This is a genomic window from Pseudomonas sessilinigenes (genome assembly GCF_003850565.1).
Taxonomy (GTDB): Bacteria; Pseudomonadota; Gammaproteobacteria; order Pseudomonadales; family Pseudomonadaceae; genus Aquipseudomonas; species Aquipseudomonas sessilinigenes.
The window spans coordinates 478,722-496,401 of the sequence record NZ_CP027706.1; the positions used below are offsets into that span (position 1 = coordinate 478,722).

Genomic DNA, 17,680 nt, shown 5'->3' on the forward strand with positions numbered 1-17,680 from the left:
TCTTGTCGGTCCGTTTAGGGGCGGCTCCGCTCTGGAGCCGAAGGGCAAGGCGTTTCAGCGCACGCGTACGTAGGTGCCAGGGGCATCTTCCATGGGGGGGTACTTCTGGTTGCCCAATGTGGCCAGGGATTCGCGCTGCGTTCCCGAACGTGCCTGGACCCAGGCCAGCCATTGGCCCCACCAACTGCCGTCGACATGCTCGGCATCGTAGTACCAGGCTCGCGGGTCGCTGCTCAGCTTGGGGTTCTCCACATAATTGGCCTTGGGGTTGCCGGGTGGATTGAGGATGCTCTGGACGTGTCCGCTGTTGGACAGCACGAAGCGTCGCTCGCCACCCAGCAGCAGGGTCGAGCGATAGACCGCATCCCAGGGGGTAATGTGATCGTTGATCCCGGCCACGCTGAAGCTGTCCACGGTGACTTTCTGCAGGTCGATCGGGGTCCCGCACACCTCCAGCCCCCCGACATGGCTCAACGGGTTGTGCTTGAAGAAGTCCAGCAGGTCGCCGTGCAGGGCGGCCGGCAGCCGGGTGCTGTCGTTGTTCCAGTAGAGGATGTCGAACACCGGCGGCTCCTTGCCCAGCAGGTAGTTGTTGATCCAGTAGTTCCAGATCAGGTCGTTGGGCCGCATCCAGGCGAATACCTTGGCCATGTCACGACCGTCCAGGACGCCCTGTTGGTAGGAGCGGCGCTTGGCGGCCTCCAGGGTCTTCTCGTCGGCGAACAGGGTCGCCGGGCTGTCCAGCTGGCTGTCCAGCAGGCTCACCAGATAGGTCGCGCTGGACACCCGGCGCAACTGCCGCTTGGCCTGCAGGTGGCCCTGCAAGGCGGCAATGGTCAGGCCCCCGGCGCAGGCGCCCACCAGGTTGACCTCGCGGCTGCCGCTGATGGAGCGCGCGGCATTCAGGGCTTCCTCGGCCGCTTCGACATAGCTCGACAGCCCCCACTCGCGGTGCCGTACATCCGGGTTGCGCCAGCTGACCATGAACACCTGCAGGCCGTTCTTCAGCGCGTACTGGACGAAGCTGTTGGTCGGGCTGAGGTCGAAGATGTAGTACTTGTTGACCTGCGGCGGCACGATCAACAGCGGCTTGGCGTACTGCTTCTCGCTCATGGGGCGGTACTGGATCAGTTCCAGCAGTTCATTGCGAAACACCACCGAACCTGGGGTAACGGCCAGGTTCCTGCCGACTTCGAAGGCGTGCCTGGTCACCTGGTTGGGCAGCCCGTTGTTGTGCAGCAGGTCATCCACCAGGTTGCCGATACCGCGCACCACGCTGTTGCCGCCGGTGTTGAAGATCTCCTTGATGGCCAGCGGGTTGAGCAGGGTATTGGAGGGAGACACGGCATCGTTGAACAGGGAGAAGGCGAAGTGCGCACGAGCCCGGTCGTCCTCGTCCATGCCACTGTCGTCGATCCAGTTCCGGACCTGTGTCTGCCAGCTCAGGTAGGCCTGCAATCCGCGCTTGTAGAAGGGGTTGAGGCTCCAGGCCGGGTCGGTGAAGCGGTTGTCCTTGGGGTTGGGTTTGTGCAGGGTCTCGCCCAGGAGTACCCGACCCAACTGATTGCCCAGGGCCAGGGTGTGGCGGACGCTGTGCAATGGGTTGCGCAGGCTATGGGCCGCGACGCTGCGCAAGGTGGAAAGCAGGTCACGGCCGCGCAAGCCGGTAATCGCGCTTTGTGCCGTGATATAGGTTGCAGGGGAGGGCAGCGCACCCTGCGCAGGCTTGTCTTGCATGAGTCAACACTCCTTCGTCAAACCACCAACAAGCAGACCAATTCAAGACAGATAACATAGTCGGTCCTGGCCCTTCCTGCGCGCGACGGTCCTGTCGACAGAGCTCTTTTATTTGGCCGGGTGTACTGGCAACGGGTGCGGATGCATCACTGCCCGCTGCCGCTCCTCCTGGAGGAACTTCATGATGATCGGGGCGACGGCCTCGGCCCGGGTGATGAGGAACAGATGGCCGTCGTCGATGATGTGCAACTGGGCGTTGGGGATGCGCCAGGCGAGCATGCGCATGTTGATCAGGGGAATCAGCGGGTCGTCGTCGCCGGCCAGCACCAGGGTCGGCTGGTGGATCTTGTGCAGCCAGTGGATGCTGGTCCAGCCCACTCCGGCGAATAGTTGCCAGTAGTAGCCCAGCTTGCCGGCCGAACGCACCTTCGCCGCATGTTCGGCCGCCAGGTTCGGGTCACGGCGGAAGGCCCCGCCGTAGATCAACGGTGCAATACGCATGACGTGGGAAGGCTGCACGTAGCGCCGTGGGCTGGCCATCATCCACAGCACCTTGGGTTTGCCGGGAACCATGAAGGCGCCGGCGGCGGTGGCTGCCAGTACCAGCTTCTTGCAACGCTCGGGGTAGTCGTAGGCGAACTGCTGGGCCAGGGCCCCGCCCCAGGACACGCCGACGGCATTGACCTGGCCATAGTCGAGGTAGTCGAGCATGCGCGCGGTGAGCTTGGCCAGGCCCGGAAAACGGTAGGGCCGGCTCGGTGTCGATGAGCCGCCGACACCGGGCACGTCGAAAGCGATGACTTCCAGGTCCGGGTCCAGGGCCTGGACGAAGGGGAACACCAGCTCCAGGTTGGCGCCGATGCCGTTGAAGATCAGCAATGGCGTCAAGTGAGGCTTGCCGGGACGTACCGCGGTGCGGATGGTCTGGCCATCCAGGTCGACGGTACGGAAGATGAAAGAGTGTGGCATGCCGTAGCCCTGTGAATTGAACCGTTGGAGACGCCCTTGCTGGCGCGCTCCGGATTTCCCGAGGCCAGGCCTCATATCAAGAATAGGGCTTGGCGGCACTTTTGGTACCGCCGTGCTCGAGGCCCGATCAGCGTTCGTGGACGTAGGTGCCCGGCGATGCCTCGCCTGCCGGGTACTTCTTGCTGCCCAGGGTCTCGGGTGCCGGCTTCAGTTCTCCAGAGCGCTGTGCCTGCCAGGCTTGCCAGTGCAGCCACCAGGAGTCGGTGTGCTTGACCGAGTTCTCTTGCCACTGGTCGGGGCAGTCCGGGATCTCGGAGCTGGTCATGTAGCGCGCCTTGGGGTTGCCCGGTGGGTTGAGGATGCTCTGGATGTGCCCGCTGCTGGAGAGAACGAACTCCACATGGCCGCCGAACAGTTGCGCCGACTTGTAGCAGGACTTCCACGGCGTGATGTGGTCGTTGGTACCGGCCAGGGAGAAGATGTCGGCGCTTACCTGCTTCAGGTCGATCGGCGTGCCGCACACTTCCAGGGCATTGGCCCGGGTCAGTGGGTTGTTCTTGAACATCTCGATCAGGTCGCCATGGAACGCGGCAGGCAGGCGCGTGGTGTCATTGTTCCAGAACAGGATGTCGAACACCGGCGGCTCGTTGCCCAGCAGGTAGTTGTTGACCCAGTAGTTCCAGATCAGGTCGTTGGGCCGCATCCAGGCGAAAACCTTGGCCATGTCACGGCCTTCGAGCACGCCAGCCTGGTAGGAGTGGCGCTTGGCGGCCTCCAGGGTCTGCTCGTCGACGAACAGTGCGACCTGGGTGTCCACGGTGGTGTCGAGCACGCTCACCAGCAGGGTCAGGGCGTTGACCTTCTTCTGGCCCAGTGCCGCATAGTGCCCTAGCAGCGCGGTACAGGTGATGCCGCCGGAGCAGGCGCCGAGCATGTTCACATCCTCGCTGCCGGTGATGGCGGTCACTACGTCGACCGCTTCCTTCAAGGCCTCGATGTAGGTGGACAGGCCCCACTCGCGCTGGGCCTTGGTCGGGTTGCGCCAGCTGACGATGAAGGTCTGCACGTTGTTGCGCAGGCAGAAGCGCGCCAGGCTCTTGTCCGGGCTGAGGTCGAAAACATAGAACTTGTTGATCTGCGGCGGCACCACCAGCAACGGGCGCTCATGCACCTGCTCGGTGATGGGCCGGTACTGGATCAGCTCCAGCACATCGTTGCGAAACACCACCGACCCTTCGCTGGTGCCCAGGTTCTTGCCCACTTCGAAGGCGTCCATGTTGACCTGGCTGGGCATGCCGCCGTTGTGCACCAGGTCCTTGGCCAGGTGGGACAAACCGTCCAGCAGGCTCTTGCCGCCAGTTTCGAAGAAGCGCTTGACCGCGGCGGGGTTGGCCGCGCTGTTGGTCGGGGCCATGGCTTCGGTCATCAGGTTGATCACGAAGTGCCCGCGGCTGATGTCCTGTTCGGAGAGGTTGCTATTGCCGATCCAGTCGTGAAGCTCCTTGCGCCACGCCAGGTAGGTTTGCAGGTAACGCCTGTACAGCGGGTTCTGGCTCCACGCCGGGTCGATGAACCGGCGGTCGTCGCTTTCTGGTTGCAGGCTCGACTTGCCGAACATCACGTTCTTCAGTTCGACGCCGAAATGGGCAACGTGCTTGACACTGTGGATGGGTTGTTTGATGGCCTGGGCAAGCACCATTCGAGCAGAGGTAAGCAGATCCTTTCTACGCAAGCCGATGACCGGATTGAGCCCCAGGGTGTTCTCCGAGGCTTGGCGTTTCAGGTCATCGTTATTCTTGTTACTCATCTACGACGCTCCATTGTCCTGAGACGAGTACCGGGCTTGCTGTGCAGTTACACAGCACGATGCCGGTACTACTGCTCGGGTGACCGTTATTTGCGCACCGCTGCTTCTATGTTCCGAAAGCTCTGCAGGGAACCTGCCAGATCCATTGGTTACCCGAGTTTATTTTTTTTCGCAAGCAGGCCATTCATTGACCATGCAGCCCTGCATTCAAACAGATGGAATTAGAAAATGCCCTCTAAACAGCCAGAGGCTTGAGCTAGAGCATCAGCTTGACGATGGACTCGTTCGGATCACGGGACTTTCCAGCGGCCTTGAGTTGCTCCAGGTAGTCGCTCCACAAGTCGTCCTGGCGCAGTGCCAATTGGTACAGGTAATCCCAGGTGAACAGTCCGCTGTCATGACCGTCGTCGAAGGTCAATTTCAGTGCGTACTGGCCGGCCGTTTCGATCTTGCTCAGGCCGACGCCGAGCTTGCCGAATTGCAGGATGGGGTTGCCGTGGCCCTGGACCTCGGCGGAGGGGGAATGCACCCGCAGGAATTCCGCAGGCAGGTGGTAGACCTCGTCCGGCCCGTAGGTCAGGGTCAGGGTCTTGGAGGCTTTGTGCAGGTTGATGCCGGTGGGCAGGCGGGCCATGGGCGTTCTCTCTTGAGCTTCAAGCTGCAAGCTTCAAGCTACGAGCAGGGAGATTCAAGCCATCGCGGATAAAACAGTAGCGAAGCGTTGCTGCAAGCGACGCGAATCAGCTTGTCGCTTGCAGCTCGCAGCTTGGCGCTTAGAGGATGTAGCGGGACAGGTCTTCGTTCTGTGCCAGCTCACCCAGGTGACTGTTGACGTAGGCCGCGTCGATGCGGATCGGCTCCTCGCTGTGGGCGCTGGCCAGGTCGCCGGCGCTGAACGACACCTCTTCGAGCAGGCGCTCGAGCAAGGTATGCAGGCGACGAGCCCCAATGTTCTCGGTCTTCTCGTTGACCTGGTAGGCGATCTCCGCCAGGCGCTTGATGCCTTCGTCGGCGAACTCGATGTCCAGGCCTTCGGTCTTGAGCAGCGCAGAGTACTGTTCGGTCAGGGACGCGTGCGGTTCCTTGAGGATGCGTTCGAAGTCCTCTGGAGTCAGGGCCTTGAGTTCGACACGGATCGGCAGGCGACCTTGCAGTTCAGGCACCAGGTCGCTCGGCTTGCTCAGGTGGAACGCGCCGGAGGCGATGAACAGGATGTGGTCGGTCTTGACCATGCCCAGCTTGGTGTTGACGGTGCAGCCCTCGATCAGCGGCAGCAGGTCGCGCTGCACGCCTTCACGGGAGACATCGGCGCCGCCGACGTTGCCGCGCTTGGCCACCTTGTCGATCTCGTCGATGAACACGATGCCGTGCTGCTCGACGGCTTCCAGGGCCTTGGCCTTGAGTTCTTCCTCGTTGACCAGGCGGCTGGCTTCTTCATCGCGCACCATTTTCAGTGCTTCCTTGACCTTCAGCTTGCGGGTCTTGCGCTTGCCCTTGCCCATGTTGGCGAACAGGCTCTGCAGCTGGTTGGTCATCTCTTCCATGCCAGGTGGCGCGGCGATCTCGACGCCCATGTTCTCGGCGACTTCGATCTCGATTTCCTTGTCGTCCAGCTGGCCTTCGCGCAGACGCTTGCGGAACAGCTGGCGGGTGTTGGAGTCGCTGCTGGTCTGCGCGGCTTCCTCGGCAAAGCTGCTGACCCGGGCCTGGGGCAGCAGGGCGTCGAGGATGCGGTCCTCGGCGGCGTCTTCGGCGCGGTGGCGCACACGGACGATTTCCTGCTCGCGAAGCATCTTCAGCGCGGCGTCGGCCAGGTCGCGGATGATCGACTCGACGTCGCGGCCCACGTAGCCCACCTCAGTGAACTTGGTGGCCTCGACCTTGATGAACGGTGCATTGGCCAGCTTGGCCAGGCGGCGGGCGATTTCGGTCTTGCCCACGCCGGTAGGGCCGATCATCAGGATGTTCTTGGGGGTGACTTCAGCCCGCAGCTCGACAGGCAGTTGCATGCGCCGCCAGCGGTTGCGCAGGGCAATGGCCACGGCGCGCTTGGCGTCGTCCTGGCCGATGATGTGGCGATTGAGTTCGTGGACGATTTCGCGGGGTGTCATGGACATAGTAATTGGCGGTTCTCAAGCAGGAATGAATGCCGTGGCACGCCTGCCGCCTGGCGGCAGGCCCGAGCCGGAACAGGCTTATTCCGCGAGATCCTGCTCCTCGATGGTTTGAGTGTGGTTGGTGAATACACAGATGTCGCCGGCAATACCCAGGGCGGTCTCGACGATCTCGCGAGCCGACAGGTCGGTCTTTTTCAGCAAGGCGCTGGCCGCCGCCTGGGCGTAGGCGCCACCGGAACCCATGGCGATCAGGCCGTCTTCAGGTTCGACCACGTCGCCGTTGCCGGTGATGATCAGGGATGCATCCTTGTTGGCCACGGCCAGCATGGCTTCCAGGCGGCTCAGGGAGCGATCGGTACGCCATTCCTTGGCCAGCTCGACAGCGGCGCGGATCAGGTGGCCCTGGTGTTTTTCCAGCTGGCCTTCAAAGCGTTCGAACAAGGTGAAGGCATCGGCGGTGGCCCCGGCGAAGCCTGCGATGACCTGGCCGTGGTACAGGCGGCGAACTTTCTTCGCATTGCCTTTCATCACGGTGTTGCCAAGGGAAACCTGGCCGTCGCCGCCCATGACGACTTTGCCGTGGCGGCGGACTGAAACGATGGTGGTCAAGGGGAAGTCTCCACGCAGCGGGGCGAAAGTGCCCAGATGGAAACTCATATGGGGGTGGTGCGAGGTTTTTCAACTGCAATGTGTGGAGAGAGACGAGTGGTGGGGCGTCCCGGGAGGAAGGGATAGCGGCTGTTTGGGGGGAACCCTGGGGCCGCGAGGCGGCCCGGAGGGAGCGAACTCCCTCGCCATAGGGTGTCAGCGGCTTTGACGCTGTTGTAACAGCAGGTTGCTGAAGCCGGCGCCTGCCAGTTGCTTCTGGGCAACGGTCAGTTGCTCGCGGTTGCTGAACGGGCCGACCAGTACTCGGTACCAGGTCTCCTCCTTGACGGTGCCGGACTCGACCGAGACCGACTGCCCCAGCAGGATGATTTGCGCGCGCACCTTGTCGGCATCGGCTTCCTTGCGGAACGAGCCGGCCTGGAGGAAGAACTTGGTGACCGGAGCCGCCTTGGCCACGGGGGGCGCTGGTGGCGGGGTGATGCCGGCGAGGGCGGCCTGGGCCCGGGCAGTATCGATCTTCGCCGCTTCCGCCGGGGTTACCGGGGTAGTTGGCACTGGCGGCACCTGTGGTGTCGGCAGGGTTTTTTCCGGTACGGCTTCAGGCGGCACAATGACTTCCGACTCCGGCAGCAGCGTATAGAAGTCGTACTTGGGCTTCACCGGCTGCTGTGGGCTGGGCGGAGTCTTGTTGGCCTCGGCAATCTTGGTGGCTTTCTGCTGCTCGATTTTCTCGCGCTTGACGCTGTCGCCACCCTTGCCGGGCTCGAGCTTCATCAGGAACACGATGAAGGCGCCGATGGTCAGGCCGATGGCCAACCACAACCAGCCCGGAATCGGCTTCTTGGCCGGAGGCTGGTAACGGCTGGCGCCACGCTTGGGTGCAGGTTTTTTCTTGGCAGCCAACTTACATTTGCTCCAGGACTTCGAGGCCCAGCAGTTCCAGACCTTGCTTGAGGGTACGCCGGGTCAGCTCGGTCAGGCGCAGGCGGCTATTCATCTGCTCGGGAGTCTCGGCTGCCAGGATCGGGCAGTTTTCGTAGAAGCTGGAGAACAGCCCGGCCACATCGTACAGGTAGCTGCACAGCACGTGGGGGGTGCCTTTTTCGGCGACGTTGTTGAGGGTCTCGCCAAACTGCGCCAGGCGTGCCGCCAGCTCCAGTTCCTGGGCGGCGTGCAGTTCGATCTTGCCCTGTACCTGGCTGAAGTCCTTGCCCAGCTTGCGGAACACGCCGGCAGCACGGGTATAGGCGTACAGCAGGTAGGGCGCGGTGTTGCCTTCGAAGTTGAGCATCAGGTCGAAGTTGAAGCTGTAGTCGCTGGTGCGGTGCTTGGACAGGTCGGCGTACTTCACCGAGTCGATGCCCACCACCTTGGCGATGCGGCGCAGGTCGGCTTCCGCCAACTGCGGGTTCTTCTCCTTCACCAGAGCGTAGGCCCGCTCCTCGGCTTCGGTCAGCAGGTCGATCAGCTTCACGGTGCCGCCATCACGGGTCTTGAACGGGCGGCCGTCGGCGCCGTTCATGGTGCCGAAGCCCATGTGCTCCATGTCCATCGGATGGGTGACGAAACCGGCCTTGTGGGCCACCGCGAACACTTGCTGGAAGTGCAGGGCCTGGCGCTGGTCGACGAAGTACAGGGCGCGGTCGGCCTTGAGCTTGCCGCTGCGGTAGCGCACGGCGGCCAGGTCGGTGGTGGCGTACAGGTAGCCGCCGCCGGCCTTGACGATGATCACTGGCAGCGGCTCGCCCTCGGCGTTCTTGAACTCGTCGAGGAACACGCACTGGGCGCCATTGCTTTCCACCAGCATGCCCTGGGCCTTGAGGTCGTTGACCACATTGATCAGGTCATCGTTGTAGGCGCTCTCGCCCATCACGTCGGCCATGGTCAGCTTGACGTTGAGCAGCTCGTAGATCTTCTGGCAGTGGGACAGGGAGATGTCCTTGAACTTGCTCCACAGGGCCAGGCAGTCCGGGTCGCCGGCCTGCAGCTTGACCACCAGGCTGCGAGCGCGATCGGCGAAGGCTTCGGACTCGTCGAAGCGCTGCTTGGCGGCGCGGTAGAAATTCTCCAGGTCCGACAGCTCGTCGCTGGTGATGGGGTTTTCTTCGAGGTACGCCATCAGCATGCCGAACTGGGTGCCCCAGTCGCCCACGTGGTTCTGGCGGATCACGGTATCGCCGAGGAACTCCAGGACCCGTGCCACGCCGTCGCCGATGATGGTGGAGCGCAGGTGGCCGACGTGCATTTCCTTGGCCAGGTTGGGCGCCGACATGTCGATCACGGTGCGTTGTGCCGGGCCGGCCTTGCGCACGTTCAGGTGGGCGTCGTCGAGGGCGGCGTCCAGGCGGGCGGCCAGGGCCTGGGTGTTCTGGAAGAAGTTGATGAAGCCTGGGCCGGCGATTTCCGCCTTGCTCAGGTTCTCGTCGACCGGCAGGGCGGCGATGATCTTTTCCGCCAGATCGCGAGGCTTCATGCCGGCGGGCTTGGCCAGCATCATGGCGATGTTGCTGGCGAAGTCGCCGTGGGTCTTGTCGCGGGTGTTCTCGACCTGGATCGCCGGCGCCAGACCTTCTGGCAACACACCTTCGGCGACGAGTTGGGCGATGGCTTGCTGGATGAGCTGGCGAATGGTGTCTTTCATGGTCTTCTCTTTCGACCGCTGGCGCGGCGGCGCTTCGATGCGCAGGTGGAAAAACTGGGCATTATCCGTTGCCAGGGGCGGGTTGCCAACCTCTGGGGGGTGAGTGGCAGGCACCAGGCTTCAAGCAGCAAGGATCGGCAGGTTCTGCTTGCTGCTTAAACCAGGGGCTGCAGTTGGCCTGTCAGTACAGGTCGACGGGGTCCACATCCAGCGACCAGCGAACTTGCCGCCCGCTAGGCATCTGCTCCAGTGCCAGCAGCCAGCTGCTCAACAGGCGGTGGAGCGGGGCCCGGGCGCTGGCTTGCAGCAGCAGTTGAGCACGATAACGTCCGGCCCGGCGCTCCATGGGGGCGGGTACAGGCCCCAGCAGCTCGATGCCGCCCAGCTCCTGTTCGGCCAGCAGGCGCTCGGCTTCGCTGCAGGCTTCGTCCAGGAAAGCCTCGGCCTGGCCTGGCTTGTGGGCCTCGGCGCGCAGCAGTGCGAGGTGGGCGAAAGGTGGCAGGCCGGCGCTGCGCCGTTCGCTCAGGGCCTGCTCGGCGAAGGCGAAGTAGCCTTGCTCGGTCAGTTGTACCAGCAGCGGATGGTCGGCCAGGTGGGTCTGGATGATCACCTTGCCGGGTTCTTCGGCGCGCCCTGCGCGTCCCGCTACCTGGACGATCAGTTGTGCCATGCGTTCGCTGGCGCGAAAGTCCCCGGAAAACAGGCCGCCATCGGCATCCAGGATCGATACCAGGGTGACCCGGGGGAAGTGATGACCCTTGGCCAGCATCTGCGTGCCGACGAGGATGCACGGATGGCCTTTCTGGATGGTGGCGAACAGCTGGTTCATCGCGTCCTTGCGCGAGGTGCTGTCGCGATCCACCCGCAGTACCGGGTAGTCGGGAAACAGGATGGCCAGGCGCTCCTCTGCCCGTTCGGTGCCGGCTCCCACTGGCCGCAGGTCGACCTTGCCGCACTGTGGGCAATGCCGTGGCACACGTTCCACATGGCCGCAGTGATGGCAACGCAGTTCGCCCGAACGCTGGTGCACGGTCATGCGGGCGTCGCAGCGTTCGCATTCGGACATCCAGCCGCAGTCATGGCACAGCAGCGTCGGGGCGAAGCCGCGGCGATTGAGGAACACCAGGACCTGTTGCCCGGCGGCCAGGGTCTGGCCGATGGCTTGTTGCATGGGCCCGGAAATACCGCTGTCCAGTGGACGGCTCTTGACGTCCAGGCGCAGGAAACGCGGTGGTTTTGCACCGCCGGCCCGTTCATTCATGCGCAGCAGGCCATAGCGGCCGGTGTAGGCGTTATGCAGGCTTTCCAGGGATGGGGTGGCCGAGCCCAGGACGATCGGGATGTCTTCCTGGCGGGCGCGGACCAGGGCCAGGTCGCGAGCGTGGTAGCGCAAGCCTTCCTGCTGTTTATAGGAGCCGTCGTGCTCCTCGTCGATGATGATCAGCCCGGGATTCTTCATCGGGGTGAACAGCGCCGAGCGGGTGCCGATGATGATATCCGCCTCGCCGTCCCGGGCCGCCAGCCAGGCGTCCAGGCGCTCACGATCATTGACCGCCGAGTGCAGCAGGGCGATACGCGCATTGAAGCGTTGTTCGAAGCGGGCCAGGGTCTGGGGGCCGAGGTTGATTTCCGGGATCAGTACCAGGGCTTGCTTGCCGGCTTCCAGGGTTTCGCGGATCAGTTGCAGGTAGACCTCGGTCTTGCCGCTGCCGGTGACTCCTGCCAGGAGGAAGGCATGGTAGCTGTCGAACCCGGCGCGGATCGCTTCATACGCGGCGCGTTGTTCGCTGTTGAGCGGCAGTTCCGGCTGGGCCAGCCAGTGTTCGTGACGTGCTCCAGGGGCGTGCCTGCGTACCTCTATCTGCACCAGGTCCTTGGCCAGCAACAGGTCCAGGCTGTCCTTGCTCAGCATCAGCTTGCTCAAGAGCGCATGGGGGACGCCGTGGGGGTGTTGGGCCAGGGTGGCCAGGGCTTCTCGCTGGCGGGGGGCACGGGCTATTCGCGGATCGTCGAGGCGAGCGCCGGGCGCGACCGACCAGAAGCGTTCCTGGCGGGCCTCGGCCGGCTCACCCTGGCGCAGCAGCACCGGCAAGGCCCAGCTCAGGGTGTCGCCCAGGCTGTGCTGATAGTACTGGGCGGTCCACAGGCACAGCTTGAACAGGGCTGCTGGCAACGGTGGGGTGGGGTCCAGCAGGGCGAGGGCCGGCTTGAGCTTTTCCGCCGGGACTTCGCTGTGATCCGCTACCTGGACCAGGATGCCGATCATTTCCCTGCGCCCAAATGGCACTCGCAGGCGCATGCCTGGTTGCAACTGGCTGCGCAGTACCCCGGCTGGGGCGCGGTAGTCGAACAAGCGGCGCAAGGGCGAAGGCAGGGCTAGGCGCAGGATGGCGTCGGGCACGCGGGGAGGTCTCACAGGGCGGGCAGTCGGTAGGTTTTGGAGCCTAACAGACGAGCGCAGGGGTGTCCTGCACAAGCGTGGGCACCTGTTCACGGGTGCATGCTGTCGATTCCGGGTAGGGAGCGGTGCGGGCTGTCAAGGTGGTGGAGGGTTTTTCTGATGGAGGGCAGTCAGGATCTCTTGCGCGATTGATGGGGTCTGGTAGAATCCGCGCCCTAATTCGTGCGGTATTCAACAATAGTGTTGGGTGGCGGCACGCTAGCCTGAGGAATACATCATGAAAGCCGATATTCATCCAGTATACGAAGCCATTACCGCTACTTGCAGCTGCGGTAACGTCATCGAAACTCGCTCCACCCTGGCCAAGCCTCTGAGCCTGGACGTGTGCAACGAGTGCCACCCGTTCTACACCGGTAAGCAGAAGACTCTGGACGTTGGCGGTCGTGTCGACAAGTTCAAGTCGCGCTTCGGTGCTTTCGGCGCAACGAAAAAGGCCTGAGGCTGATCGTTCTGGAAAGCCGATACCGACTTTCCTCGCTGATGAAAAAGGCGTCCCTAGTGGGCGCCTTTTTTGTGCCTGCGATTTGGCTGACAGCCGCCCAGGCGTTTTGCCCGGCCCCGGCTCCGGCGTCATTGACTCCTGCGGTGGTGGCGCGAGTGGTGGACGGTGACACCCTGCGTCTCAAGGACGGCCGCAGCGTACGCATGATCGGCCTCAATGCACCGGAGTTGGCCGCAAAGGGGCGTTTGGCCGAGCCGTTGGCCGTGGCGGCACGCAGGCGCCTGGAGCAACTGGTCGCGCGCAATGGTGGCCGGGTTGGCCTGGTGCCCGGTCGCGAGAGGTTCGATCGCTATGGGCGGACCCTGGCCCATGTCTATGGCGCCAATGGCGTGAACTTCGAAGCCCGGTTGATTGCCGAGGGGCTCGCCTACCATATCGCCCTGGCGCCGAATGTCGCATTGGTCGCCTGCCAGCAAGCTGCTGAAAACCATGCGCGCAGGGCCAGGCTAGGGCTTTGGCGGCGTTCGCCTGTACTGAAACCGGAGCAGATTCGCTCCTCGGGTTTTGCCGTGCTGAGCGGGCGGGTAAGTGGGGTGCAACGCAATCGCAACGGGGTTTGGATCACATTGAATGGAGCGGTTGTATTACGCATTGCACCCAATATCCGTGGCCGCTTCCCCCCTGAGCGGCTCAAAGGCCTTGTCGGGCGCCGCGTCGAGGCTCGTGGCTGGGTCGTGGATCGTCATCAGCGGGGGCGTTCCTCGCTGCCGCTTGCGCGCTGGATGATCTCGATCAAAGACCCTTCGATGCTGAGATTGCTCTGATGACGAGTAAATTGTAGACATTTTTTATTTGGATTGTGAACAGTTGAAAGCCTTGCGGGCCGCGGCTCTTGGCCCAAAGTCGTAGGCTACGGGCCTTGACAGGGGTGACTGGCCAGTCTTGTGGGGACTATGCGACACGCGTATCCTCGGCGGTCCGTCTGTCCAACAGTAAAAGCGGAATGCCCACATGTCTGATTTGAAAACTGCCGCTCTCGAATATCATGCCAATCCTCGTCCAGGGAAGCTGAGTGTCGAGCTCACCAAGGCCACTGCTACCGCTCGTGATCTGGCGCTGGCCTACAGCCCCGGCGTAGCCGAACCGGTACGTGAAATCGCTCGCGACCCGGAGCTGGCCTACAAGTACACCGGCAAAGGCAACCTGGTTGCCGTCATTTCCGATGGCACCGCTATTCTGGGCCTGGGCAACCTCGGCCCGCTGGCCTCCAAGCCGGTGATGGAAGGCAAGGGCGTACTGTTCAAGCGTTTCGCTGGCATCGATGTGTTCGACATCGAAGTCGACTCCGAAAGCCCGCAAGCCTTCATCGATACCGTCAAGCGCATCTCCATCACCTTCGGTGGCATCAACCTGGAAGACATCAAGGCGCCTGAGTGCTTCGAGATCGAGCGCGCCCTGATCGAGCAGTGCGACATTCCGGTATTCCACGATGACCAGCACGGTACCGCCATCGTGACCGCGGCCGGGATGATCAATGCCCTGGAAATCGCCGGCAAGACCCTGGCCGATGCCAAGATCGTCTGCCTGGGGGCCGGTGCTGCCGCCATCTCCTGCATGAAGCTGCTGGTGAGCATGGGTGCGCAGATCGAGAACATCTTCATGGTTGACCGTACCGGCGTGATCCACTCCGGTCGTGACGACCTGAACCAGTACAAGGCAGTGTTCGCCCACGCTACCGACAAGCGCACCCTGGCCGACGCCCTGAAGGGTGCCGATGTGTTCGTTGGCCTGTCCGGTCCGAACCTGCTGAGCGCCGAAGGCCTGAAGTCCATGGCGTCGAACCCGATCGTGTTCGCCTGCTCCAACCCTGATCCGGAAATCTCCCCGGAGCTGGCCCATGCCACTCGCGATGACGTGATCATGGCCACTGGCCGTTCGGACTACCCGAACCAGGTGAACAACGTACTGGGCTTCCCGTTCATCTTCCGTGGTGCCCTGGACGTTCGCGCCAAGCGTATCAACGAAGAGATGAAGATCGCGGCGGCCATCGCCCTGAAGGACCTGGCCAAGCTGCCAGTGCCTCAGGAAGTCTGCGATGCCTACGGCGGCCAGGCGCTGGCGTTCGGTCGTGAGTACATCATTCCCAAGCCAATGGATGCCCGCCTGATCACCGTGATCTCCGATGCCGTGGCCAAGGCCGCCATCGAGACTGGCGTGGCCACCCTGCCGTATCCGAAGAACTATCCGCTCAAAAGCGTGAACGACGTGTTCAACGGCTAATTGCAGCTCATAAAAAACCCGGCCATCGAGCCGGGTTTTTTTATGGAGAAGTTTCAAGCTTCAAGCGGCAAGGGTTCCTTGTCGCTTGAAGCGCGTAGCTTGCGCTGCTGTTCTAGAACAGGTCGATCGGAGCGGCCTCGTCTGCCGGTAGTGGGCTGCCAGGGGCCATGCCATTGCCCAGCTCATTGACCGAGGGTGGGGTGTCTTCGCTCTTGAACAGCTCGAAGTAGGCGTTTGGCGTCCCCGGGGTAGCGGCGCGGCCGCTGACCGGGTCGACACGCAGGCTGAGGATGCCTTCCGGCTCGGGTTGGGTGTGGGGTGGCTTGCCCTTGAGGGCGGCGCCCATGAAGTTCATCCAGATCGGCAGGGCCACGGTGCCGCCATACTCGCGGCGCCCCAGGCTTTCCGGTTGGTCGAAGCCGGTCCATACCGTGGTGACGTAGTCGGCGTTGTAGCCGGAGAACCAGGCGTCCTTGGAGTCGTTGGTCGTACCTGTCTTGCCGGCCAGGTCCGAGCGGCCCAGGGCCAGCGCGCGGCGGCCGGTACCCAGCTTGATCACGTCCTCGAGCATGCTGTTGAGGATGTAGGTCGTGCGCCCATCGATAATCCGTTCTGCAGTCACCGGCGCCTGGGCGGCTGGCTGGACTGGCGTTTCGCCGGTCGCGGTGTTGATCGTGAAGCCGTTCTCCGGCGCAGCGATACCACTGCTGGCAGTATCGCCAGTGGGGGCGCTGGGCGGGTTGGCGCTGAACAACAGCTCACTGTTACGGCTTTCGATCTTGTCGATGATGTAGGGGGTGATCTTGTAGCCGCCGTTGGCAAAGGTGCTCCAGCCGGTGGCGATCTCGATCGGCGTCAGGGTCGCTGTGCCCAGGGCCAGGGACAGGTTGCGCGGCAGGTCCTGCTTGTTGAAGCCGAACTTGCTGATGTAATCGATGGTGCGGTCGACCCCCATGCTTTGCAGCAGGCGGATCGATACCAGGTTGCGTGATTTGTACAGCGCCTCACGCATGCGAATCGGACCCAGGAACGTGTTGTTGTCGTTCTTCGGTCGCCAGACCTTGTCCAGGTATTCGTCGACGAACACGATCGGGGCGTCGTTCACCAGGCTGGCCGGGGTGTAGCCATTGTCCAGGGCGGCACTGTAGACGAATGGCTTGAAGCTCGAGCCGGGCTGGCGCTTGGCTTGCGTCGCGCGGTTGTAGTTGCTCTGCTCGAAGGCGAAGCCGCCGACCAGTGCGCGGATGGCGCCGTTCTGTGGGTCCAGGGTCACCAGGGCGCCCTGGGCGACCGGGATCTGGCTGAACTTCAGGGAATTGTCTGCCTGGCGCTGTACGCGTACCAGGTCGCCGACCTGGGTCACGTCCGCAGGTTGGCGAGGCGAGGGGCCCATGCTGTTGGTGTTGAGGAACGGGCGGGCCCATTTCATGCTTTCCCAGGCCACATGTTCCTGGCCGTTGCGGGTCAGTACCTCAATGCCATTCTTCTCGACCTGGGTGACGATCGCCGGCTCCAGCCCGCTGATGGTCCGCTGTTTGGTCAGCTCGTTGGCCCAGGCTGCCTGGGTCTTGCCGGGCAGGCGCGATTCCGGGCCGCGATAGCCGTGGCGCTGGTCGTAGGTCATCAGCCCTTCATGGACCGCGGTATTGGCCATTTCCTGCAGGTCGCTGGGAACCGTGGTGGTCACCCGGAAACCTTCGGTGTAGGCGTCGCTGCCATAGCGGCCGACCATCTCGGCGCGGGCCATCTCGGCGATGTACGGTGCGCTCACTTCCGGAGTCGGTACGTGATAGCTGGCATTGAGGGGTTCGTTGACCGCCTCGGTGTAGGCCGCCTCGGTGATCTTGCCCAGCTTGTACATGCGCCCCAGGATCCAGTCGCGACGCTCCTTGCTACGCGCCGGGTTGGCCAGGGGGTTGAAGCGCGAAGGGGCCTTGGGCAGCCCGGCGATCATCGCCATCTGCGCCAGGCTCACATCGCGGATGGATTTGCCGTAGTACACCTGTGCCGCTGCCTCGATCCCGTAGGCACGGTTACCCAGGTAGATCTTGTTGACATACAACTCGAGGATCTCGTCCTTGGTCAACTGGCGCTCGATCTGCAGGGCCAGGAGGATCTCCGTCGCCTTGCGCGAGAAGCTGCGCTCGCTGGTGAGGAAGAAGTTCTTGGCCACCTGCATGGTGATGGTGCTGCCGCCGGACTGGATGTGCCCGCTCTTGACCAGTTGAGTGGCCGCCCGCATGAGGCTGCTGGGGTCGACGCCGTAGTGGTTGGCGAAGTTATCGTCTTCAGCACTTAGTAACGCATTGATGAAGTTCGGGGGAATTTCGGCGAAACGTATGGGATTACGTCGCATCTCGCCAAATTCTGCGATCAATTTTCCGTCGCTGCTGTACACCCGCAGGGGGATTTGCAACTGGATGGTTCGCAGGGCCTCTACCGACGGCAAGCCAGGACTAAGATAGAGAAACGCGCCGGAGAGGGCGAGGAGCAGCCCGCAGAACGCCGCTACGATGGACCACCCGAAAAACTTCAGCAGACGAATCAAGGCTTTTGGATTTCCAGAGAAAGGAATGAATTAGGCGTCGGGGTATTCATGATGATCAGGACCGACCCA

13 protein-coding genes are annotated in these 17,680 nt (G+C 62.9%); 3 read left to right on the forward strand and 10 right to left on the reverse strand.

Annotation, left to right across the window (positions count from 1 at the left end):
• Positions 1-54: 54 nt before the first annotated feature.
• The 9 genes from phaC (C4K39_RS02170) to C4K39_RS02210 all read right to left on the reverse strand — a co-directional run bounded on the left by phaC (C4K39_RS02170) (position 55) and on the right by C4K39_RS02210 (position 12,281).
• Positions 55-1,737 carry a class II poly(R)-hydroxyalkanoic acid synthase gene (phaC, locus tag C4K39_RS02170; RefSeq protein ID WP_124345558.1) on the reverse strand — a complete coding sequence of 561 codons (1,683 nt, stop codon included), beginning with the start codon at positions 1,735-1,737 and terminating at the stop codon, positions 55-57.
• Between the two features lie 108 nt (positions 1,738-1,845).
• A complete protein-coding gene (gene phaZ / locus C4K39_RS02175) occupies positions 1,846-2,706 on the reverse strand; it encodes a poly(3-hydroxyalkanoate) depolymerase (RefSeq protein WP_068576316.1) in 861 nt (286 codons plus the stop codon).
• A 127-nt stretch (positions 2,707-2,833) separates the two neighbouring features.
• The gene (phaC, locus tag C4K39_RS02180) at positions 2,834-4,513 is read right to left on the reverse strand and encodes a class II poly(R)-hydroxyalkanoic acid synthase (RefSeq protein ID WP_068605710.1); all 1,680 of its coding nucleotides are present in this window, start codon (positions 4,511-4,513) and stop codon (positions 2,834-2,836) included.
• A 256-nt stretch (positions 4,514-4,769) separates the two neighbouring features.
• Positions 4,770-5,147 (reverse strand): gamma-butyrobetaine hydroxylase family protein, encoded by a 378-nt coding sequence (locus tag C4K39_RS02185; RefSeq protein ID WP_068576308.1) that lies wholly within the window; start codon positions 5,145-5,147, stop codon positions 4,770-4,772.
• Between the two features lie 139 nt (positions 5,148-5,286).
• Positions 5,287-6,630, reverse strand: coding sequence for an ATP-dependent protease ATPase subunit HslU (hslU, locus tag C4K39_RS02190; RefSeq protein ID WP_068576306.1), 1,344 nt, complete (start codon positions 6,628-6,630; stop codon positions 5,287-5,289).
• A 78-nt stretch (positions 6,631-6,708) separates the two neighbouring features.
• The gene (gene hslV / locus C4K39_RS02195; RefSeq protein ID WP_007968352.1) at positions 6,709-7,239 is read right to left on the reverse strand and encodes an ATP-dependent protease subunit HslV; all 531 of its coding nucleotides are present in this window, start codon (positions 7,237-7,239) and stop codon (positions 6,709-6,711) included.
• A 195-nt stretch (positions 7,240-7,434) separates the two neighbouring features.
• Positions 7,435-8,142 (reverse strand): SPOR domain-containing protein, encoded by a 708-nt coding sequence (locus tag C4K39_RS02200; protein ID WP_068576304.1) that lies wholly within the window; start codon positions 8,140-8,142, stop codon positions 7,435-7,437.
• A 1-nt stretch (position 8,143) separates the two neighbouring features.
• The gene (gene argS, locus C4K39_RS02205) at positions 8,144-9,880 is read right to left on the reverse strand and encodes an arginine--tRNA ligase (RefSeq protein WP_124345559.1); all 1,737 of its coding nucleotides are present in this window, start codon (positions 9,878-9,880) and stop codon (positions 8,144-8,146) included.
• A 181-nt stretch (positions 9,881-10,061) separates the two neighbouring features.
• On the reverse strand, positions 10,062-12,281 hold the full coding sequence (locus C4K39_RS02210; protein WP_068576299.1) for a primosomal protein N': 2,220 nt from the start codon (positions 12,279-12,281) through the stop codon (positions 10,062-10,064).
• Between the two features lie 277 nt (positions 12,282-12,558).
• Here C4K39_RS02210 and rpmE point away from each other — a divergent pair, with 277 nt between their 5' ends.
• The 3 genes from rpmE (at position 12,559) to C4K39_RS02225 (ending at position 15,063) form a co-directional block, all read left to right on the forward strand.
• Entirely contained in the window at positions 12,559-12,780 is a 222-nt protein-coding gene (gene rpmE / locus C4K39_RS02215) for a 50S ribosomal protein L31 (RefSeq protein WP_011058815.1), read from the forward strand.
• A 41-nt stretch (positions 12,781-12,821) separates the two neighbouring features.
• Positions 12,822-13,607 (forward strand): thermonuclease family protein, encoded by a 786-nt coding sequence (locus C4K39_RS02220; RefSeq protein WP_124345560.1) that lies wholly within the window; start codon positions 12,822-12,824, stop codon positions 13,605-13,607.
• Between the two features lie 187 nt (positions 13,608-13,794).
• A complete protein-coding gene (locus C4K39_RS02225) occupies positions 13,795-15,063 on the forward strand; it encodes a malic enzyme-like NAD(P)-binding protein (RefSeq protein ID WP_068576296.1) in 1,269 nt (422 codons plus the stop codon).
• Positions 15,064-15,175: 112 nt separating this feature from the next.
• Here C4K39_RS02225 and C4K39_RS02230 read toward each other — a convergent pair whose 3' ends face one another.
• The gene (locus tag C4K39_RS02230) at positions 15,176-17,608 is read right to left on the reverse strand and encodes a penicillin-binding protein 1A (protein WP_416220670.1); all 2,433 of its coding nucleotides are present in this window, start codon (positions 17,606-17,608) and stop codon (positions 15,176-15,178) included.
• Positions 17,609-17,680: the final 72 nt, after the last annotated feature.